This window comes from Haladaptatus ordinarius, assembly GCF_054177595.1.
Genome location: NZ_JBPEHH010000057.1, coordinates 1 through 17,648, shown reverse-complemented (window position 1 = coordinate 17,648; position 17,648 = coordinate 1). Strand labels below are relative to the sequence as shown.

27 protein-coding genes are annotated in these 17,648 nt (G+C 59.2%); 8 read left to right on the top strand and 19 right to left on the bottom strand.

Annotated features, from left to right (window positions below; genetic code table 11):
• Positions 1–333: 333 nt before the first annotated feature.
• The 4 genes from ACR3FF_RS18075 to ACR3FF_RS18060 form a co-directional block, all read right to left on the bottom strand.
• The gene (locus ACR3FF_RS18075; protein ID WP_458189501.1) at positions 334–846 is read right to left on the bottom strand and encodes a TspO/MBR family protein; all 513 of its coding nucleotides are present in this window, start codon (positions 844–846) and stop codon (positions 334–336) included.
• A 159-nt stretch (positions 847–1,005) separates the two neighbouring features.
• Positions 1,006–1,197, bottom strand: coding sequence for a hypothetical protein (locus ACR3FF_RS18070; RefSeq protein ID WP_458189500.1), 192 nt, complete (start codon positions 1,195–1,197; stop codon positions 1,006–1,008).
• Between the two features lie 6 nt (positions 1,198–1,203).
• A complete protein-coding gene (locus ACR3FF_RS18065; protein ID WP_458189499.1) occupies positions 1,204–1,587 on the bottom strand; it encodes a cupin domain-containing protein in 384 nt (127 codons plus the stop codon).
• Between the two features lie 142 nt (positions 1,588–1,729).
• Positions 1,730–2,956, bottom strand: a complete 1,227-nt coding sequence (locus ACR3FF_RS18060; RefSeq protein WP_458189498.1) for an FAD-dependent monooxygenase — start codon at positions 2,954–2,956, stop codon at positions 1,730–1,732.
• 170 nt (positions 2,957–3,126) lie between these two features.
• Here ACR3FF_RS18060 and ACR3FF_RS18055 point away from each other — a divergent pair, with 170 nt between their 5' ends.
• Positions 3,127–3,318, top strand: a complete 192-nt coding sequence (locus ACR3FF_RS18055) for a DUF7333 family protein (protein WP_458189497.1) — start codon at positions 3,127–3,129, stop codon at positions 3,316–3,318.
• Positions 3,319–3,499: 181 nt separating this feature from the next.
• Here the strand turns inward: ACR3FF_RS18055 and ACR3FF_RS18050 are convergent, their stop codons facing one another.
• From ACR3FF_RS18050 to ACR3FF_RS18020, 8 genes are all read right to left on the bottom strand, one after another.
• Complete coding sequence (locus tag ACR3FF_RS18050) at positions 3,500–3,799, bottom strand: hypothetical protein (RefSeq protein WP_458189496.1); 300 nt, start codon at positions 3,797–3,799, stop codon at positions 3,500–3,502.
• Between the two features lie 54 nt (positions 3,800–3,853).
• Positions 3,854–4,075 carry a DUF8129 domain-containing protein gene (locus ACR3FF_RS18045; protein WP_458189495.1) on the bottom strand — a complete coding sequence of 74 codons (222 nt, stop codon included), beginning with the start codon at positions 4,073–4,075 and terminating at the stop codon, positions 3,854–3,856.
• A 50-nt stretch (positions 4,076–4,125) separates the two neighbouring features.
• Positions 4,126–4,404, bottom strand: a complete 279-nt coding sequence (locus tag ACR3FF_RS18040; protein ID WP_458189494.1) for a DUF7389 domain-containing protein — start codon at positions 4,402–4,404, stop codon at positions 4,126–4,128.
• A gap of 19 nt (positions 4,405–4,423) precedes the next feature.
• Positions 4,424–4,828: a DUF6166 domain-containing protein gene (locus ACR3FF_RS18035; protein WP_458189493.1), complete on the bottom strand. Its 405-nt coding sequence runs from the start codon at positions 4,826–4,828 to the stop codon at positions 4,424–4,426.
• A 77-nt stretch (positions 4,829–4,905) separates the two neighbouring features.
• A complete protein-coding gene (locus ACR3FF_RS18030) occupies positions 4,906–5,301 on the bottom strand; it encodes a DUF7567 family protein (RefSeq protein ID WP_458189492.1) in 396 nt (131 codons plus the stop codon).
• Between the two features lie 77 nt (positions 5,302–5,378).
• Positions 5,379–5,744: a DUF7568 family protein gene (locus ACR3FF_RS18025; RefSeq protein ID WP_458189491.1), complete on the bottom strand. Its 366-nt coding sequence runs from the start codon at positions 5,742–5,744 to the stop codon at positions 5,379–5,381.
• A 3-nt stretch (positions 5,745–5,747) separates the two neighbouring features.
• On the bottom strand, positions 5,748–5,822 hold the full coding sequence (locus tag ACR3FF_RS27445) for a DUF8012 family protein (RefSeq protein WP_472850157.1): 75 nt from the start codon (positions 5,820–5,822) through the stop codon (positions 5,748–5,750).
• Positions 5,823–5,933: 111 nt separating this feature from the next.
• A complete protein-coding gene (locus ACR3FF_RS18020; RefSeq protein ID WP_458189490.1) occupies positions 5,934–6,830 on the bottom strand; it encodes a biosurfactant protein 1 in 897 nt (298 codons plus the stop codon).
• Between the two features lie 136 nt (positions 6,831–6,966).
• Between ACR3FF_RS18020 and ACR3FF_RS18015 the strand changes: the two genes are divergently transcribed.
• Complete coding sequence (locus tag ACR3FF_RS18015) at positions 6,967–7,518, top strand: DUF7342 family protein (RefSeq protein WP_458189489.1); 552 nt, start codon at positions 6,967–6,969, stop codon at positions 7,516–7,518.
• 17 nt (positions 7,519–7,535) lie between these two features.
• The gene (locus ACR3FF_RS18010; RefSeq protein WP_458189488.1) at positions 7,536–8,024 is read left to right on the top strand and encodes a hypothetical protein; all 489 of its coding nucleotides are present in this window, start codon (positions 7,536–7,538) and stop codon (positions 8,022–8,024) included.
• A 109-nt stretch (positions 8,025–8,133) separates the two neighbouring features.
• Here ACR3FF_RS18010 and ACR3FF_RS18005 read toward each other — a convergent pair whose 3' ends face one another.
• From ACR3FF_RS18005 to ACR3FF_RS17995, 3 genes are read right to left on the bottom strand one after another with little or no spacing between them, the layout of a single operon-like run.
• Positions 8,134–8,982 (bottom strand): VOC family protein, encoded by an 849-nt coding sequence (locus ACR3FF_RS18005; RefSeq protein ID WP_458189487.1) that lies wholly within the window; start codon positions 8,980–8,982, stop codon positions 8,134–8,136.
• Positions 8,983–8,992: 10 nt separating this feature from the next.
• The gene (locus ACR3FF_RS18000) at positions 8,993–9,412 is read right to left on the bottom strand and encodes a DoxX family protein (RefSeq protein ID WP_458189486.1); all 420 of its coding nucleotides are present in this window, start codon (positions 9,410–9,412) and stop codon (positions 8,993–8,995) included.
• A complete protein-coding gene (locus ACR3FF_RS17995; protein ID WP_458189485.1) occupies positions 9,412–10,113 on the bottom strand; it encodes an SDR family NAD(P)-dependent oxidoreductase in 702 nt (233 codons plus the stop codon). The genes ACR3FF_RS18000 and ACR3FF_RS17995 overlap by 1 nt, the downstream gene beginning before the upstream one ends.
• A 62-nt stretch (positions 10,114–10,175) precedes the next feature.
• Here ACR3FF_RS17995 and ACR3FF_RS17990 point away from each other — a divergent pair, with 62 nt between their 5' ends.
• A complete protein-coding gene (locus tag ACR3FF_RS17990) occupies positions 10,176–10,529 on the top strand; it encodes a winged helix-turn-helix transcriptional regulator (protein ID WP_458189484.1) in 354 nt (117 codons plus the stop codon).
• A gap of 186 nt (positions 10,530–10,715) precedes the next feature.
• Here ACR3FF_RS17990 and ACR3FF_RS17985 read toward each other — a convergent pair whose 3' ends face one another.
• On the bottom strand, positions 10,716–11,285 hold the full coding sequence (locus ACR3FF_RS17985) for an NAD(P)/FAD-dependent oxidoreductase (protein WP_458189483.1): 570 nt from the start codon (positions 11,283–11,285) through the stop codon (positions 10,716–10,718).
• A gap of 261 nt (positions 11,286–11,546) precedes the next feature.
• On the bottom strand, positions 11,547–11,885 hold the full coding sequence (locus tag ACR3FF_RS17980) for a winged helix-turn-helix transcriptional regulator (RefSeq protein ID WP_458189511.1): 339 nt from the start codon (positions 11,883–11,885) through the stop codon (positions 11,547–11,549).
• Between the two features lie 247 nt (positions 11,886–12,132).
• Between ACR3FF_RS17980 and ACR3FF_RS17975 the strand changes: the two genes are divergently transcribed.
• The 4 genes from ACR3FF_RS17975 (at position 12,133) to ACR3FF_RS17960 (ending at position 15,232) form a co-directional block, all read left to right on the top strand.
• Positions 12,133–12,555, top strand: coding sequence for a DoxX family protein (locus tag ACR3FF_RS17975; RefSeq protein WP_458189482.1), 423 nt, complete (start codon positions 12,133–12,135; stop codon positions 12,553–12,555).
• A gap of 61 nt (positions 12,556–12,616) precedes the next feature.
• Entirely contained in the window at positions 12,617–13,564 is a 948-nt protein-coding gene (locus tag ACR3FF_RS17970) for a ring-cleaving dioxygenase (RefSeq protein ID WP_458189481.1), read from the top strand.
• A 1-nt stretch (position 13,565) separates the two neighbouring features.
• The gene (locus tag ACR3FF_RS17965; protein WP_458189480.1) at positions 13,566–14,204 is read left to right on the top strand and encodes an alpha/beta hydrolase; all 639 of its coding nucleotides are present in this window, start codon (positions 13,566–13,568) and stop codon (positions 14,202–14,204) included.
• Between the two features lie 80 nt (positions 14,205–14,284).
• A complete protein-coding gene (locus ACR3FF_RS17960) occupies positions 14,285–15,232 on the top strand; it encodes a ring-cleaving dioxygenase (protein WP_458189479.1) in 948 nt (315 codons plus the stop codon).
• Positions 15,233–15,542: 310 nt separating this feature from the next.
• Here the strand turns inward: ACR3FF_RS17960 and trpD are convergent, their stop codons facing one another.
• Together trpD and ACR3FF_RS17950 are read right to left on the bottom strand one after the other, a co-directional pair.
• Positions 15,543–16,547, bottom strand: coding sequence for an anthranilate phosphoribosyltransferase (gene trpD, locus ACR3FF_RS17955; RefSeq protein ID WP_458189510.1), 1,005 nt, complete (start codon positions 16,545–16,547; stop codon positions 15,543–15,545).
• A 209-nt stretch (positions 16,548–16,756) separates the two neighbouring features.
• Positions 16,757–17,413, bottom strand: a complete 657-nt coding sequence (locus ACR3FF_RS17950) for a trimeric intracellular cation channel family protein (protein WP_458189478.1) — start codon at positions 17,411–17,413, stop codon at positions 16,757–16,759.
• Positions 17,414–17,648: the final 235 nt, after the last annotated feature.

Sequence of the window (17,648 nt, the reverse complement as noted above, 5' to 3'; positions counted from 1 at the left end):
ATGTCCATTCGTAGCTCACTAATTTCTATGGGTCCCTCTCCCAATTCTCGGTCCGTACGGTCGCTGCCGAACATATTCGCCCAACCTTTGAGATCACAGGAGTGGCAATGGAGGGGATTCGGACTTCGTCGAAGTTGAGAACAGATCGAGTCGTATGCCAGCCATCCGGTATGATTTCGATCTATTCCAAAACTGGTGAGGCATCACTGAGGAGGTCGAGCGTGGCCCACTGGATCCGTTTGTCGTCGCAGACCTCCTTTGCATCCCCTTCCTCGCATTGCTGGGCGTGGGCGCACGCCACCGCATCGTTCCGACGACGGGTGACGGTGTGAATCAGTTCAGCACCCAGAATTGGTAATTCAGGTATGTCGCGAACGACACCCACAGGAGGTACGGTACGAGCAACAGTGCTGCTCGTCGGTCCACCCGGTTGAACGCCCAGATCGTGGCTACGATAAGCACCCACAGGATCAGGATGACCGCGAGTCCGAGGCCGATGTTCTGCAAGCCGAAGAACGCTGCCGACCAGCCGAGATTGAACGCAAACTGCATGATGAACACTGCGACCGCCAGACGGACGTCACCGGGTTCCATTGAGGCCTGGCGCCAGACCAGCCACAGCGCGGCCCCGATGAGCGCAAAGAGTGTGGTCCACACCGGAGCGAAGACCCAGCCCGGTGGCGCGAGCGTCGGCCGCTGAAGGGTATCGTACCACGCGCTGAGACCTTGAGCAGTGAAGATCGCCCCGGAAGCGCCGACGATCTCGACGGTCAGAATGGAAATTGCGAGCGCGAGGGCCGGACGGTCGCGTGGAAAGTCACGGTATCGTGCACGGATGGATGCCATGAACTAGAACTCAATCCGTCGACGCAAAATCATACGCATCGAACCAGGAGTGTAGTCAACCGTATCCCAGCGAAATCTATTCACACGTGGGCGAAGGCCAACCGTTCGCTGCACAGACACTCTGTCTTCTGAACCCGAGTTCCGTCACGGTCTGCGGTTTCAACAGGCCTTCCCATAGGCACTCTCACAGGATCGACGACTTCGCGCTCGGAGGTTATTCGGCCCGATGAGTTCGAGTTCAGCGGATTCGAGCGCGTATTGAATCGTGTCGCCAGTCCGCTCCGTGTTCGCGACGAACTCATCATCGCCAGTGGGTTTTGTTTCGGGAACGGTGTCGTCGATATGTAGCACCTCCGACTACTCGTGCTCTTCGTGGGCAGCATCTGCATCCTCTTTCGTCCGTTGGACGGTGCCGTCGGGATGCTCTGGTGGACTGTAAAGCGTATACAACCGAAGGTCGGTCTCGTCGGACGTATTCGTGACATTGTGCTCAGCGCCGGCTGGAATCACGAGGACGTCGCCATCCGCAAGGGTGATCTTCTCACCGTCAAGTACGGCCTGGGCAGTCCCTGTTTCGACTCGGATGAACTGATCAGTATCAGGATGCGTTTCGCGTCCGATCTCCTCGCCGGGACGGAGCGTCATCAGGACGAGTTGTGTGTGCTCGCCGGTATAGAGAACGCGTCGATAATCCTCGTTTTCGAGGGTATCCTGTTCGATGTTGGTGGTGTAGCCATTCATTGTATCCTCACTCTCAAGAAGTACGCGTCGTAGTCACTTAGGTATGCTCAGAGATGCATACGTGCCCCCTCCAGTGGTGGTGGGATTTCCGTTTCTCTCCACTTGCTCTGCGATGTGGCAATCCAGTATCTTTGAGGTGGACTTATTCGACAAAGAGGTCCCGATCGACCGACGGCGACTCAGAACTGGGTTCAGTGCGACGTGAAAATCTCGTTGCTAGACTCACGAGCGCTGCGCCACTCCGGAGGACCGGTGCGTGGAGGGACTGGGGAAGGTGGTCGTGAATCGTGAGAAGCCGGGTTAATCCATCTCCCATTGACTGTTGGCTCTCGAGTACCTCTTCGATCACTGGCCGGCGGATCCGTTCAACTCGCTGCAGTACGTCGGTCGATACTGACGCCGTCTCTCGTTTGAGTACCGGCGTGAGGATCCGATGCGCGGTGACGGCGTCTTGAATCGCCATGTTGTTTCCTTGGGCGCCGATTGGGGAGGCGACATGTGCGGCGTCACCGATGAGCAATAATCCATCCACGACCCAGCGTTCAGCGAGCGCTGACTGAATTGACAGTAACGCACACTGGTCGAATGAGGTGAGGTGCTGGTCGACACTGTCTGCGAGTCTGGGCTCGATACCGGCGACCTGCCTCCGAAAGGACTCGATACCGCGGTTACGGATCTTCGGGTACGTCCCCTCCTGGATGAGCAAGCCGTACTGTGACTCGTGGTCGCTCAGCGGGGAGTACGCGAGAATCCCATCTCGTTCGATACGGAGATGTGTCGTCAGATCTGCTGCTGCACGGGGCAGTCTGAACCAGACGACTTCCGAACCCGTCTCCTTGGTCTGCAGGTCGATCTCGGCAGCTTCTCGGGTCGTCGAGTACCGGCCGTCGGCCCCGACCACGAGTCGGCTCCGGATGGTGAGCCGCTCACCGCTCGGTCGTGTCGTCGCCGTGACGCCCGAAATCGCTCCATCATCACGGAGAAACCCATCCACTGTGGTGGAGTCGAGAAACGAGAAGGTATCGTACTCTCGGGCACGTGCAACGATGCGTCGGAGCAACGGTGGTTGCTTCATCAGGATGACCTGCTCGTCGTCGAACTCGAACAGGGGATACGACCGACCGTAGGCGATGAGCGTTCCCCGAGAGATCGTCTCGTGGGGGAGTGATTCGATGTCGTCACGGAGATCCATCTCGGCGAGGAGGGTCGGAATCGGCGGTCGGAATCCGTACCCTCTGAACTCTCGATTGAGTGTCTGCTGCCGTTCGACCAGTATAGTCTCCACGCCACTGCGTGCGAGCAAGTAGGAGAGGACGCAGCCAGCGGGGCCCCCACCGACAACGACGACATCAGTCGAATAGTCAGTCACTGGATCGCCTCGTCACGGCCGCTCGTCTGGTGGCTGATACTGATGCCCCTCACACGTACACAATACCGGAGTGTCCATATATAGTCTGAACGAAGACATGGTACTCCTGACTCCCGATTCTCGCACCCGAATACCGAATGTATTAGCATCTGGACTGTTGACGAGCTAGTATGGAGTTTGACCTTCCCAGAGCGGGCGGGATTCTGGTCGTGCTTATTGTCCTTGGCGTTGGTGGGTTGGCCGCAAGCGGCGTTATGACACTCCAGACGGTGCTTATGATGGTACTCCCCTCTATGGCGATCTTCGCCGCCGTTGCCTTCTGGCTCGGAATAAAATACGGGGAGTACCGCGCATCCCGGTAACAAACGTGGCACAGTCTGGCTCACGTGTCAGGGACTTTGGTGGGGGTTCGTACAGACTCTTGACAGTTCTGTGTCTGGAAGCCGTCTAGCCGCTCGAGTTGTGTACCAATTGGCTCCGGAACCGGTTTGAAGCAGGTTAATAGTTGACACACCGTGAACTATCACACGATCCGACTGGGGGTCACTCTTCGAAGAGGCACTGCATCGTAGCAGTATCGCCCCTGAGGGTCTGTTGGTCGGCGTCAGTATCCGCGAAGAGCGTCGCCTGATCTCCCTCGATTGTTTGCTCTACTGTGGGCCGGTTGTCGACGCCGAACTCACTAGCTTCGGGGCGATCGAGCCGCGAGTCTCGGTCGCGATGATCGATGTCTGCACCGAAGTCCTCGAGCGAGGTCTCGACGTTCGTCTCGGCCAGTTCGAGCTGGCCGTTCTCACCGAACGCAGTCTGTCGCTGAATCTCAATCTCGGGTCGGTCGCTCATCTATTTTGAAGCCTCCATCCCTGACGGCGCCGACAAACAGCCCGCGAGCGTCATTTAGGTGTCTTCTGACCGAAGCTCGCTGGCCCGGTTATCGAGCCGGCGAAGAATCTGGACGCGTTGCTGGTGGGCGTTCTCGTAGGCAACGCACGCTCGCAGCGTTTCCATGTCGTTGATCGTCGCGATGCCGGCGTTGATGAGTCGTGTATTCGGTGGGTCGAGTCGCTGTGCTGGCGACAGTCCGTTCGAATCTGGGTCGTGCTCTCCTGTGTTGCTCACTGCTGGTCGCCTCCACGCCTCCTGAGGCGACGAGAAACAGCACCGGGCCGCTACTCGTCGTCGTCTCCTGGTTGGATCTGGCGAGCGTCCTCGGCGAGGTCGTGGATGTACTCCCGAAGCGTCTCCATGTCCTCGCGGGCCTCCTCGAGCGTTTTCGCCTTCACTTTGGCCGTGAGCTTGTCCTGATCGCGGGTCCCAGTTCCGCGAGTGAGCTTCACGGTGAGTGAGACGCCGACGTCGCTTCGCTCGACGTATTCAGTCGGAGTCTGTCGTTCGTTGTTCTCCGTCGATTCTGCGTTCGTACGGGACTGCTGTGTGTGTTCTGACATGGATTGCTCTCTGTGATCGTTAGTTGACAGACGGTGCGACTGGTTCGTCGACTGTCTCACGAAGGGCTGCATCGATCTCACGCCCGGTGAGTCGCCAGCAGCCGTCTGGTTCTGTACACTCCAGCTGGCTCACGACCTTGGTCTTGAATTCCATGTACTCCTCGAGGGCGATGTCCTCGTCGTCAGTGTAGTCGAGGAGGAGTGCGAGCGCGAGTTGGGCCGGACCACTACCGTTGTATCCCCAGCTGAATCCGGAGGGACTGTGGTTCGCCAACTCGAGACTCCGCTCCGGCGTCAGCTGTTCTTGGTCGGACTGTTTCTCGACGATGGCGCGGCCTCGACGACGGTAGCCGACATAGACGACGTCGGAATCATCTGAAGGGCGTGACTGTTCGGTCGACTGTGGATCACTAATTCCACTCATAGTTCTGTTCGAGGGGCTCGTTCGAGCACCCCCGCACCCTTCAGGGGGTAGAAAAACTCCCCAACGACCGTCTCTCCTTACGCCAAGTGAGACACGTCGACAGGTTCTTCGATGTCAGCGAATTCACCGCGCTCGACCGGCTCCCAGCCGTCGCCGGGTGCAGGACTCCACCAGTCGATCTCGTAGGCACCCGGCGCGCCGAGGATCTTCACCCGAGCCGACCCGTCAGGCAGGTCACGACGAAGTTTTTCGTCGACGTGGAGATTCCAGGTCGTGTCGGTATCGAAGCAGGCGAGGACGGCCTCTTCGTAGCCACGATCCTCAGGTGATTCTTGGAGTTCAACCTGCGTGTTGCAGTTCTTGCAGAACACCCCCTCGAAGGGGATGTGGCTGAACCCCTCGTGCCCACAGACGGGACACCAGAGGAACTCGAACAGTGCCTCACTGTGGCGGTTGAGTACTTCGAGGCTCATTGTTGGACCGCCCCGGTCAAACCGGGGCACCCTCTCCTGCCCGGACGAAAAACAGCTCCTAACGCGTTCTCGATCAATTAGCGCTCGGCGCCGTATACGATCTCTGAGGGTGCTTCGTACCCACAGTTCCGACACTCGGACCAGCGCTGAACTTTCGTGCGGTCAGCCGTTTTCCCTCCGACGACCACATCGCCGTTCAGACACTCCGGACAACTCAGTTCGGGCGCTGGTCTGTCACGGAGCGCGTTCCGAAACACCGTCGCGTTCTTCGTCTCATACCCTCGCGACCAGACCGGGTAGCCGTCGACGAGGATCGCCCCACGCCATTTGTATCGGTAGGAGTCCGGGGCTCGATGCAGGACAGCTCGGGCACCGGTCTCAGTGTTCCGATACGTAAGTGTCGGCGAGCGGCTCTCGCGTCGCCAGTTGGTGATGCGAGGCATTATTCAGACGCTCTTGTGGCGTAGATTGTTGGTGAGTGAGCGATGTAGTCGATATCCGGGCGTGTTGCGTGGGTCCATTTGAAGCGCCTCGCCGATTCACGGCGCAGAGAAACATCTCCGGTTGCGGGTAGCTGTAGGACTGAGTACGTCTATTAACCAACACTAAGGATCCTTTAGCCATTTTGTTGGTTAAGGCTGGCAGCGCGTCGATGGATTCGGCCCGTAGCGAGCCGAGCCACACACCCGGCACTCCCAGATCGGTTGGCCCGTCCACGCCTCATCCGGGACCGACTCGTGGGTCTTGAACCGATGGTCGGTCGCCCGTCCACAGGTTTGACAGTCGAGCTCCTGCGTCGTCGGTACCGACGATACCTGGCGATCAGCTGCAGGCTCGCCAGTGGATTCGGTCAGCGCCATCGCTGGAACCAGCCACACCCCGTCGTCGGCGTCGTCGAGGACCTCGGTGAGCTGTGACGCGTCGCGGATGCCATCCCCACGCTGGTCGTAGAGCCGCGTCGGGGCCTGCTCCTGACGTTCCGATGCTCCCTGCCCGTGCCACCCAGTCTGGTCATGGGCGGCTCTGAGAAGCTGCTCTCCCTCCTCTGCCGACACCTGTACCGCGGCGGGGAGTGAGGGCCATTGCTCGGCCAGCTGGGGCGCGGGCGTGTCGTCGAGATCGTAGAGGAGCGTGTAGTCGTCAACGGCCGGCTCCGCCTCGTTGGCAGAGAGGCGGTTCGCCGCGGCGCCGCCCTTCGCGACGGCGCCGTAGAACGTGGTCGACTCGACGACCAGGTGGACGATGCCGAGGAACGTCGTCGACGCTGAATCGTTCGTGCTAGTGGCGACACTTCCGAGATGGTTGGTGAGACAGAACCGGCATTTCGTCTGGCCGTCTGGGACTGACGCCCCACAGGACCGGCACTCGCCGTCGTCTGCCGTCGGCGCATCGGGGTAGCCACCAGTGCTCGTCGCGACGCGTTGCCGTCGGGGATCGCCGTCTAACCCCTCGTTGAGCTTCTCGTCTGGAATGTGGGACGCCTCACCGGTCGGTTGCAGTTCCGCAAAGTCCGAATATCGGTTGTACATCGATTGGCTCGTAGCTTCTGCCGGGATGGTATTTCAACGTCAGGGTGACCGTGCTCGCGACTACTTCTTGATTATACGCGAAGACACAAACATATATGAGATCAAAGCTCGAACACTGTTGATAGAGGTGCCCAGTATGTCCGAGTCTCCACGAGATGGGGTCCAGTCGTGGACCGAGTCGATGAGCGCCCGCGAACGCATTCGGGCGGTCGCCGAGACGCTTCGTGAACCCCGGTCGATCAATTGGATCAGCGAGCAGGCCGACGCCGCTTGGAGCACGACCAACGAGGAACTCCAGGCTCTCGTCGAGCAGGGGCAGCTTCGCCGCGTCGAGGCCGGCGAGACGACGCGCTATCAGCCGGACTACACCCGACTGCTCTTCGAGGAGATCCGTACGCTCATCGAGGAGAATACGCGCGAGGAGCTGCGGAACGAATTGGCCGCGATCACCGAGGAGATCGAGCAGTGGCAGGCGACCTACGACGTCGAGACGTGGGAGGACCTCGAACAGTCGCTTGCTGACGGCGATCTCTCGAGTGCCGAGCTTCGCGAACGCCGCGACGTCATCGCGTTCTGGCGCGAGAACGAAGAGGACCGCCGCCTCATCAAGCACGCACTAGAACTCTATTCGGATGTCGAAGCTGCTCGCGAACAGATGTCCGACGTGGTTGACCGCGCCACAAGCTAATCCTCTCCTCACACAGCATGATCTTTCTCGCCGGTCGCGACCGCTATACACAGCGGACCCTCCTTCGAGACGTTCACGACCGATTGTCGAGGCAGGCTGGGTGTGAGGACGTGCGCTATCGCCCGTCTCGGCGCCGACCTCAATACGTCATCGCGGATGTCGATCCGACACCGTTCTTGGGTGACTCTTACGACGCGACGACCGCACGACTGGAGATTCGCTTCTGGTACCCAGCTGGCGTCGACCACGAATACTACCGCATCAACTTGGTCGAACCGGATCGGAACCTCATGCTCGGCTTCCACCAGGACGCCGATCATCCGGACCTCGGGCCCTGTCACATCCAGCTCAATTACGAAGACACGCCCGTCGATCGGCATGAGGCGGCGTTTCTCGATGCGCACCCACTCGCCGTCCTCGATGACCGACTCCAGCAACTGCCTGCAGCACTGAGATCGATTCGCTGGCAGGACGGGCAGCCATCTCTCCCGACGTGGTTGGATTGAATAGGGTCCCAAGGACTGCGGCTACGACGCTACCTCTAATGCGGTTCACGAAAGTGAAGACCCTCCTACTACGACAATAATGTCGTCTCTATCAGGACTACAGGGCGGATTATTCGACCTGAATTCGGACTTCGATCTCGTCAGGGTCGTGAACGATGAGACCGCCAGCCGTCCCGGTCACTGGAATCGCGCTGCTTTCCAGTCGTGATTGAACATTGGTGAGCGTAGCCTGATCCGGGACGACTACTTCGAACCACGACAGCCCGCGCCCGCTCACTGGGCTTGTCCGATGATGCCACGTGTTCGCCCCGATGTGATGGTGATACCCTCCCGCGGACACGAATGACGCGGCGGGCACGGTCGTTTGCACCTCGAACCCGAGAGTGTCCACGTAGACGTCTCTGAATGCGTCCAGCGACGAGACCTCGAGATGGATGTGTCCGATATCCGTTCCGGGCGGAGCCTGGGCGGTACCTGTGGCCGCGGCTTCGATAGTATCGAGATCAAGCGGTTCGGTGCTGATCCGAACGCGACCGTCGTCGCTGCGAGGCCAGTCGTCGCGTGGGAAGTCGCGATAGATCTCGATTCCATTCCCTTCCGGGTCCGTGAGGTATAGCGCTTCGCTGACCCAGTGGTCGGATGCGCCGCCAAGCTGCCAGTGGTCCCGTATCCGAGCCAACGCGTCACCGAGCGCCGCCCGTGAGGGGACTCTGAAGGCAGTGTGGTAGAGTCCGGCGTCTGACCGATGCCGTGAGGGTGCGTCTGCATCGCCCTCCAAGACGAGCAGCGGGGTGTCAGCAACACCGAGAACCGACCGGGTCTCGGATTCGTCGAGCACACTGAGGCCAACGACGTCCCGATAGAACCCGGTCAGCTCGTCGAGGTCGTTGACGCGGAGGGCAGTTCGACCGATGCGTGTCCCCTGCGGGAGCGTGTCTGTATCCGATGGCGTGGTCATGCTGGACATCTTAGAGACCGATGTTGAGCGCGTACGGCCAGGCGGTTCCACTAACTGCAACCAGTACGAGCGCTGCGCCGAAGAGCGTGGCGTTCTTCAGGAAGTCCGTCATCTCGGACTGGCGCTGTTCGGGGTCATCGACCGTCCAGAAGTCGTGCATGACTGGCGTCACGCCGAGGAAGAACAGCGCGATCGCTGCCGCACCGACGAGTGGGTAGACACCGAGCGCGATGGCGAACCCGCCCAGGATGAGCATGAGGCCAGATGCGATGACGGCGAACCGGGGGGCAGGGATACCCTTGGCTGCGGCGTAGCCGCTCATGCCGTCGAGGCCCGTGAAGTGGTTGAGTCCCATGAATCCGAGTAGAACGCCGAAGACGAGTCGACCCACCAGAAAGGCGAGGCCGCCAGCTGTAGTCTCCAGGGCCATCAGACCGCGCCCTCCGTCTGGCCGCCGGTCATCTGGACGATCTGCCCCGTTACGCCGTCGTTCGAAAGCAGGTGAAGCACTTCGTCGACGATGGCTTCGGGGGACGTCCATTCAGAGAACTCAGCGTCGGGCATCGCCTCGCGGTTCCCCGGCACGTCGATGAGGAACGGCGCAACTGCGTTGACGCGAGCAGCAAGTTCGACATCGAGCGATTCGGCCAACGTCCGGACCGCGCCCTTGCCGACATCGTATGCGAGCGTCCCGCCTACGGGGTCGATAGCGCGGTCAGAGCTGAACAGGACGACGCCGCTGTGCTCGTCGAGGTGGTCTGCGAAGGCCTTGACGGTCAGGAAAGCAGTGGTGACGTGGCAATTCAGCGCGGCTTGGAACGCATCGCCATCGGTATCGCTGACGCCGCCCATTGAGAACCCGCCAGCGAGGCCGACGATGTGGTCAACCGACCCGTGATCCTCGGCAATCGTCTCAGCGAAGGCTTCGACCGCCGCCTGATCGGTCAGATCGACCTGGTAGTACGATACTGCGCCGGCGTGCTCGGCGCGGTTGTCGACCTCATCTTTCGCCGTTTCGGTGACGTAGGTTCCGATAACGTTGGCGCCGCTGTCGACGAGCGAATCCGTCACGTACGGGCCCATGTTGCCAGTCGCACCGGTCACGAGTACCGTCGAGTTTTGTAGTTCCATTACATTACCTAGTTTGATTCCAAACCTATATATAGCTCAGGCAACAATAGTGTGACCAAGTAATGGCGACCCAACCACCATCGGCTGATACCGACGACGACACCGAGGTTGAACGGCGGAATGCGGACGTCTGCAACGTCGTCGGGGCTGTCGAAGAAATGGGGGCGAAGTGGAAGCTTATCGTCCTCAACGACCTGCGTGACGGTGAAAAGCGGTTCAACGAACTCAAGCGCTCGACGGGCGCGAGCTCCTATACGCTCTCGCGTGTACTCGATGACTTGGAGGAGCAGGGATTCATCGAGAACCGCAAGGAGTTCGAATCACCGGTCGCGAGCTATTACATGCTGACTGAGAAGGGGGATGCCCTCTGTCCCGTGTTCGAGTCACTCGACGCCTGGGGCGAGGACTGGCTGTGAGTTCGGCGATCAACTCGCGCCAGACGACAAGCCATTAGGCGATCTCAATGTACGACTGAAACTTGAGTCAGTTCAGACTTTCCTGGGCGGAGTGGCTGTACAGTCGAAACACAGGTCTACCCCGACCGACCACACTCAGCGAGGAGAAGCCCGACGATTTGGCTGGGCAACGTTGATGACAATCACTTACGAGATCTGGTCGACATCTGCAGGCGTATCGAAGTCGTGGAAGTGCTCCCCTTTCTCTTTCGTGAGGATGTTGAGCGCAGCAGCCGCACCGTCACCGGCGGAGATAACCGCTTGCCACTCTTCTGCTCGCACCATTGCCCCCGTCGCATAGGCGTTTTCGACACTCGTCTCCATCGTTACGTCCACGTCGACGACGTCGTCGCCGGTGAATGCACACTCGAGACTCTCGGCGAGATCGCGGTTCGCGCCCGTCGCGAGGACCACGTACGGTGCCTCGTACTCGTCCTCGCTCGTAGTGACCGTGAAGCCGCCATCACCCTGCGCGACGTCTGTAACCTCCTCACTGTCGCGGAGCTCGACACCGTGATCCTTCGTTGCCTGCTCACGGGCGCGTTCGAGGAACACGTCACCATCCATACTTCGAATGCCGAGGTAGTTGAACAGATGGGCCTTATGGAGCCACGTCTTGTCGGTATCGAACACGGTCGTCTCGAGACCGTTCTTGCTGGCGAACAATGCAGCGCTGAGGCCGGCTGGTCCCCCGCCGACGACGATAACGTCTGACATACATTCTCACTACTCGCGCTCACCACATAAAATCGGCTTTCCGGGGTCGACGGAACGAGGCTTGATACGCCATCGGAAGACACCGATCCGCCAATCAAACTCGAACTACAAGTCCAATGATACTGTGTTCATGATTCCCACCGTGCGTACCGGCATATGACCGAACCCGGTAGTCCGTTGGGGATGTCTTTGCCAGAAAATCACCCTTGATACGCTTGTGCTCGTTCTCGAACTCCCGAATGAATGCTGCTGACCTTGGATCTACAGCCACTTCTCAGACCAGGCTTCAATTTCATCGAAGACTGGGCAAAGTGACGTTCCTTTCTCTGTTAGTGAGTAGTACGTGGCGACAGGAGCGTCTTCTTCGAGTCGGCGTGTAACGAACTCGGTTTCCTGCAGATCGTCGAGGACACGAGAGAGCGTTCGCGAACTTGCTCCGGTCGATCGTTTGAGTTCGTTGAAGCGCTTCTCCCCCTCCTGGAGATCGTGGAGAACGATGAGTCGCCATTGGGAGCCGATCTGATTCAGGGAATCGATTACTGAGCACGCTTCCTCGTCATATCGGTCCTCGGGTTCGGACGATCTGTTTGCTTGAGCCATCGATTTTTCCCAAGGTGCCCTAAGCACTGTTTCCCCAAATAGGTTCTCTTCCGAATCAGGTTGCATAATGAAACCTGAAGTAACACCACCATTACCGTCTAACACCGATGTCCCCTAGTATCACTGGTGTCAGATAAAATATAAAATGGTTCTAGAACAAACTAACTAACACCGTGATACCAGCTAAAATCACACTACCACTCGAACCGAACCATGATCAGCCTCAGACGCCGGAGGTGGGCCGATAATGGCGATCGATGCCGGCATCGGCGCAGTCGTCTTCCTTGTTGCGCGGGTGCTCTTCGGTGGCCTACTCGCGTTTCAAGGCCTCAACCACTTCCAGAATGCCGACGCGATGAGCGAGTACGCCCAATCGAAGGGCGTCCCCGCAGCTCGGGCGAGCGTCCTGCTCTCCGGTGGGATGCTCCTCTTCGGCGGACTTGGCATCGTACTCGGAGTATTCCCCGCGATTGCCGCTGGGGCGATCGCGGTCTTCCTCCTCGTTACGACGCCGCTGATGCACAACTTCTGGGCCGTGCCCGAAGACCAACAGCAGGCCGAGATGATCAACTTCATCAAGAACGTCGAACTCCTTGGTGCGTCGCTGGTCTTCCTCGTCCTGAGCAGTGAACCCTGGGCGTACGCGCTGGGCGTCGGACTCGGGCTCTAATCGCCCCAGAGACGCTCGACCTTCGAGAATAGAGTTTCGAACGCAATCACTCAACCAAGACATGACTACCGAAACATCCGGACTCCACCACGTGACATCCATCTCGAGCGCTCCACAGCAGAACGTGGACTTCTACACCGACGTCCTCGGACTGCGCCTCGTCAAGCGAACCGTCAACTTCGACGATAAATACACGTATCACCTCTACTACGGTGATGAAGTCGGTACTCCCGGTACCGTACTGACATTCTTTCCGTTCGAGGGTGCTCGGCAGGGCCGCGTTGGCCACGGCCAGACGAGCGCGACCGCGTTCGTTATTCCCGAGGGTTCTGTCGACTACTGGATTGACCGGCTCGAATCAAAGGATATCGACGTCGATGCGCCCCACACCCGATTCAGCGAAACGGTTGTCCCATTCCGCGATCACGACGGGCAACCGTTGGAACTGGTGACCGGCACGAGTGATATCGAACCGTGGGCCGATGGGCCGATTCCTGCAAACAAGGCTATCCGCGGGTTCCACAGCGTGACGCTGGATTCCCTCAATCCTGAGCAGACGGGTACCGTGCTCGAGACGTTAGGATACGAACCGACGGCACAGGATGGAGCGCGAAAGCGATACGAGGCAGCCGGGCCCCGTGCCTCAATTATCGACGTTCTCGACCGGCCGGATGCGCCACGAGGCCAACAGGGCGTCGGAACCGTTCACCACATCGCGTTCAGGACGCCCGATACGCAGACCCAAGAGGAGTGGCGCGAGCCACTCTCGGGCATCGGGCTCCACGTGACGCCCCAGAAGGATCGAGAGTACTTCAAGTCAATCTACTTCCGAGAGCCGGGTGGCATCCTGTTCGAAATCGCGACCGATGGACCAGGTTTCACCCGTGATGAATCCGTCTCGGATCTGGGGACGGAGCTAAAGCTGCCGCCGTGGTTGGAGAGTGATAGGACGATGCTCGAAGAACGACTCCCCGAGATTGAACCAGCCATTCCGACGGGAGCAGACTAAGATGACCGGGCCACACCAAGACCAACCCCTCGTGACGGCCGGGGCCCCGTTCGATGCCGCTGAAGCCGCGCTCGTTCTCGTTCACGGACGCGGTGCGACCGCACAGAGCATCGTTCAGATGGCCGATGAGTTCCACCAGCACGGGGTCGCGTATCTCGCGCCACAGGCCGCTCGCAACACGTGGTATCCGAACGCGTTTACTGCGCCAGTTGAGTTGAACGAACCCGGGCGAACCTCAGGCTTACAGGCCGTGGGAGATGTCGTGGGGCAAGCCAACGAGGCGGGAATTCCGACGGATCGCGTCATGATACTCGGGTTCTCCCAGGGCGCGTGTCTGGCCAGTGAGTTCGTCGCGCGTAACCCGACACGCTACGGGGGACTCGCCGCATTAAGCGGTGGGCTCATCGGCGAAACTGTCGAACCCGACGACTACGACGGCGACCTCGAAGAGACGCCGGTGTTTCTCGGCTGCAGCGACGTCGATCCGCACATTCCCGAGGAACGGGTCCACGAATCGGCTGATATCTTCAAGCAGTTACACGGGGACGTGACCGAGCGCCTCTACGAGGGGATGGGTCACGGCATCAACCAAGACGAGGTCGACTATGTCTCGACGATGGTTGCGGAACTCGTCGAGTAGAACAATCTTGTGGTCGGTCAAACAGACCACAATCGAAATCACCGGGGCACGTGACTCCAAACGACCGACAACCCCAATCCATGCTCACAGATACACCAGGAATCCACCATATTACGGGCATCGTTCGCGATGCCCAGCAGAACGTTGACTTCTACACGAGCGTTCTGGGGCTTCGTCTCGTCAAGCAAACTGTGAACTTCAACGAAAAGTTCACCCGCCACCTCTTCTACGGCAACGAAACTGGCTCCTCCGGCACGGTACTGACGTTCTTTCCGTATCCTGCCGAAGACGATGGCCGAATCGGGAAACCACAGATCACTACCGCTGCGCTCGTCGTTCCCCCGGACTCCATCGAGTACTGGATGGAACGACTCGCCGCGCATGACGTTGCTGTCGAGGGACCGATCGAGCGGTTTGACGAGACTGTCCTCCAGTTGTCCGACCCGGACGGTACGCAGCTCGAACTCGTCACTGGCGAGTCATCGGCAGAACCGTGGGACCGCGGGCCTGTTCCGACCCAACAGACGATTCGTGGTATTCACAGTGTGACACTGCTTTCGACGAACGTCTTCGTCACTGCGAGCGTCCTCGATACGCTTGGTTTCGAGTTACTCGATCAGGAGGGTGACCGAGTCCGGTATCAGGCACCAGGCGATCGGGCGACTGTTATCGATCTTCTTGACTGCGACAGTGATTTTGGCCGAGAGGGCGCAGGCTCGCTCCATCACGTTGCAGTGCGGGTACCGGACAAAGAGCAGCTTTACGAATGGCACGACCTCTTTCGGGAGCGTGGCTACGACGTCTCGCGAGTGAAGGACCGACACTTCTTCCACTCGCTGTACGTCCGCGAACCTGGCGGTATCCTCTTTGAACTCGCGACGGAGCAACCAGGACTCACTGCCGAAGCCGACCTTGACGAGCTCGGACAGTCGTTGTTTCTCCCCCCATGGCTCGAAGAGGACCGCGAGATGATTGTAGGACAGCTCCAACCGCTTGACGTGCCCTCTAGGTCAGAGATGAACGGATAAGTGACCTATTCACGGTCGAGACGAGAGACGGCCTACACCGGAGACAACCACTCGGTACTGAGGATGCGCTGCCAGACACTGTAGAGGGGGTCGTAAGACTCTTTTACGCTCGCTTATCGAATGGCAGACGACGGGATTTCAACGGCTAGTTCTTCTAGATATGGGCGCTTACCTATGGTGATTCCCAATCAAGAGACTCGTCTCGGAGCGTCGGGCCGCGAACCTGTTGCAGCAGGTTCGCTGGTGTGACGGCGCCTCCATTGGAGGATGTCAACTCGGCAGGGACTACATCTGGATTGGTTCGCAGTAGCTAATCGGCACGCAAGTCGTCAAGCTTGGCGGCTGCGGCGCCTGAATCAATTGCTGTGCGGGCTTGAGCGACACCTGCTTCCAGCGACTCGGCGAGACCGGCAACGTATATCGTCGCTCCCGCGTTCGCGAGGATCACGTCTTGTTTCGCGCCCGTCTCAGCGCCAGTGACGATACGCTTGAGATCGTTCGCATTTTCTTCTGGCGACCCGCCAGCAATCGCCTCAATGTCGTGCGCTTCGACACCGAGATCTTCGGGTTCGATCCGGTATCGGTCGATACGGCTCCCCGATACTTCGGCGACGGTCGTTTCATCGTGCACAGCGATTTCGTCCAGCCCTGCCCCGTGTACGACCAGCGCACGGTCGACGGCCAACCGAGCGAGCACGTCAGCCACGATTGGTACAAGCTCCCGGTCGTAAACACCGACCACCTGTGCCTCAGCGCCGGCGGGATTCGTTAGCGGACCGAGGATGTTGAAAATCGTGCGGACACCGAGTTCCTGACGGGGACCGATCACTCGCTTCATGGCCGGATTGAATGTGGGTGCGAGCAGAAATCCAATTCCGTCTGCTTCGATCTTTGCCTCTACTTCCCGTGGTTCGGCGTCGATATCGACCCCCGCGGATTGGAGGACGTCGGCGCTGCCGGAGGATGAAGACACCGAATAATTCCCGTGTTTCGCGACCGCTACACCCGCGCCGGCTGCGACGATTGCGCTCGTCGTCGAGATATTGATTGTGTCGTAGTCATCTCCGCCCGTCCCACAGGTGTCGACTAGCGGGAAGCAGTCGGGGTCGATCGTCCGCATGACGTCGCGCATCCCTCGTGCAAATCCCGCAATCTCGGCTTCTGTTTCACCTTTCGTACGGAGGGCAGCGAGCAATGCACCGATTTGAGTCTCGGTTGCTTCCTCGAAGAGGAGGTGTGTCACCTCCCGAGCCGTCTCGGCATCGAGGTCTGCACCCTCACAGACGCGAGCAGTGTGGTGTACAACTTCGTCTATTAGTGTATGTTATAGTACGCAGAATAACTCTATGATACATTAAGATGCCGCTATCGGCTGGTTAGATCATTACGCGACGATACTGGTGCTCATCTGTGAGGACCCTATCGACGAATCGACCTCCCTCTGGAGGTAGCTATCGCATTCGATTGATTGTCCGGAGGAGACACTGCTGGAGTCATACTGCGGTTCACGAATCTCGAACAGTGCTACTCGCGTGTTAATCCCAGTACTTGTGCAGTCGGAAGTGACCATCCGTAGATGAGTGCCGCGATTCGTGTTCCAACGACCACCACTGCGCACAGTGCTGCAGCGGTTCCGTTCGAGCCTCCGGCAGTGATGATAACCCAGTAGGTGCTGCCACCCAGTACCGCACAACTGGCGTAGAAGTCGTCGAGTAGGATGAACGGTGAGCGGTCCAGCAGGATATCCGCAACGGCACCACCACCGACGGCGTTGATCGTCGCGATCGCGATGACGCCGAACGCCGGGATGTCGGCCTGCGTTGCGACGATGGCGCCGGTCGTGGTGAACGCAGCGAGCCCGATCGCATCTGAGAGCAATGTCATTGGATGAGTGTCGACGGACTCGACTACAGCACTCACCCCGATCGCCAGTCCAACACCGAGCAGGCCGAGACCAATCTCGATGGGTGAGCTGAGTGCGAGCGGGATCCGGTTGACGAGGAGGTCACGGGTCATCCCGCCAGCGAATGCCGTGGCGAGGCCGACCACGGTGACTCCGAACATATCGAACTCCTCGCGGATCGCCTTGCTGGCGCCGACGAGCGCGAACGCGACGAGCCCAATCGTATTCATCACGGCGAATGGATCAACGAACAGTGCGTCGACGAACTCCTGCGTCACTAGTTTAAAACAGGATAACGGGTCTGATGAGCGCTTCGCCTCCGGTATCTCCCGCCTCGCTACTACGTTACACATTCGCTAGTTGTCCAGTCTATCGATCACGGCACGAACAGGTGCGTAGAAATAAACCAGACGTGGGACAGAGTCAGGACGTAGCCTCGGTAGAAGATAGCGCAACGAAGAGAATATGTCGAGTTACGATTGTTTTGGCGGGAGTAACGGTGATGAAGAAGAT

Excerpts from the sequence above, each read along its gene's own strand:
- ACR3FF_RS18075 (WP_458189501.1), bottom strand. The coding sequence starts at position 846 with ATGGCATCCATCCGTGCACGATACCGTGACTTTCCACGCGACCGTCCG.
- ACR3FF_RS18065 (WP_458189499.1), bottom strand. The coding sequence starts at position 1,587 with ATGAATGGCTACACCACCAACATCGAACAGGATACCCTCGAAAACGAG.
- ACR3FF_RS18055 (WP_458189497.1), top strand. The coding sequence starts at position 3,127 with ATGGAGTTTGACCTTCCCAGAGCGGGCGGGATTCTGGTCGTGCTTATT.
- ACR3FF_RS18050 (WP_458189496.1), bottom strand. The coding sequence starts at position 3,799 with ATGAGCGACCGACCCGAGATTGAGATTCAGCGACAGACTGCGTTCGGT.
- ACR3FF_RS18040 (WP_458189494.1), bottom strand. The coding sequence starts at position 4,404 with ATGTCAGAACACACACAGCAGTCCCGTACGAACGCAGAATCGACGGAG.
- ACR3FF_RS18035 (WP_458189493.1), bottom strand. The coding sequence starts at position 4,828 with ATGAGTGGAATTAGTGATCCACAGTCGACCGAACAGTCACGCCCTTCA.
- ACR3FF_RS18030 (WP_458189492.1), bottom strand. The coding sequence starts at position 5,301 with ATGAGCCTCGAAGTACTCAACCGCCACAGTGAGGCACTGTTCGAGTTC.
- ACR3FF_RS18025 (WP_458189491.1), bottom strand. The coding sequence starts at position 5,744 with ATGCCTCGCATCACCAACTGGCGACGCGAGAGCCGCTCGCCGACACTT.
- ACR3FF_RS18020 (WP_458189490.1), bottom strand. The coding sequence starts at position 6,830 with ATGTACAACCGATATTCGGACTTTGCGGAACTGCAACCGACCGGTGAG.
- ACR3FF_RS18015 (WP_458189489.1), top strand. The coding sequence starts at position 6,967 with ATGTCCGAGTCTCCACGAGATGGGGTCCAGTCGTGGACCGAGTCGATG.
- ACR3FF_RS18010 (WP_458189488.1), top strand. The coding sequence starts at position 7,536 with ATGATCTTTCTCGCCGGTCGCGACCGCTATACACAGCGGACCCTCCTT.
- ACR3FF_RS18005 (WP_458189487.1), bottom strand. The coding sequence starts at position 8,982 with ATGACCACGCCATCGGATACAGACACGCTCCCGCAGGGGACACGCATC.
- ACR3FF_RS18000 (WP_458189486.1), bottom strand. The coding sequence starts at position 9,412 with ATGGCCCTGGAGACTACAGCTGGCGGCCTCGCCTTTCTGGTGGGTCGA.
- ACR3FF_RS17995 (WP_458189485.1), bottom strand. The coding sequence starts at position 10,113 with ATGGAACTACAAAACTCGACGGTACTCGTGACCGGTGCGACTGGCAAC.
- ACR3FF_RS17990 (WP_458189484.1), top strand. The coding sequence starts at position 10,176 with ATGGCGACCCAACCACCATCGGCTGATACCGACGACGACACCGAGGTT.
- ACR3FF_RS17985 (WP_458189483.1), bottom strand. The coding sequence starts at position 11,285 with ATGTCAGACGTTATCGTCGTCGGCGGGGGACCAGCCGGCCTCAGCGCT.
- ACR3FF_RS17980 (WP_458189511.1), bottom strand. The coding sequence starts at position 11,885 with ATGGCTCAAGCAAACAGATCGTCCGAACCCGAGGACCGATATGACGAG.
- ACR3FF_RS17975 (WP_458189482.1), top strand. The coding sequence starts at position 12,133 with ATGGCGATCGATGCCGGCATCGGCGCAGTCGTCTTCCTTGTTGCGCGG.
- ACR3FF_RS17970 (WP_458189481.1), top strand. The coding sequence starts at position 12,617 with ATGACTACCGAAACATCCGGACTCCACCACGTGACATCCATCTCGAGC.
- ACR3FF_RS17965 (WP_458189480.1), top strand. The coding sequence starts at position 13,566 with ATGACCGGGCCACACCAAGACCAACCCCTCGTGACGGCCGGGGCCCCG.
- ACR3FF_RS17960 (WP_458189479.1), top strand. The coding sequence starts at position 14,285 with ATGCTCACAGATACACCAGGAATCCACCATATTACGGGCATCGTTCGC.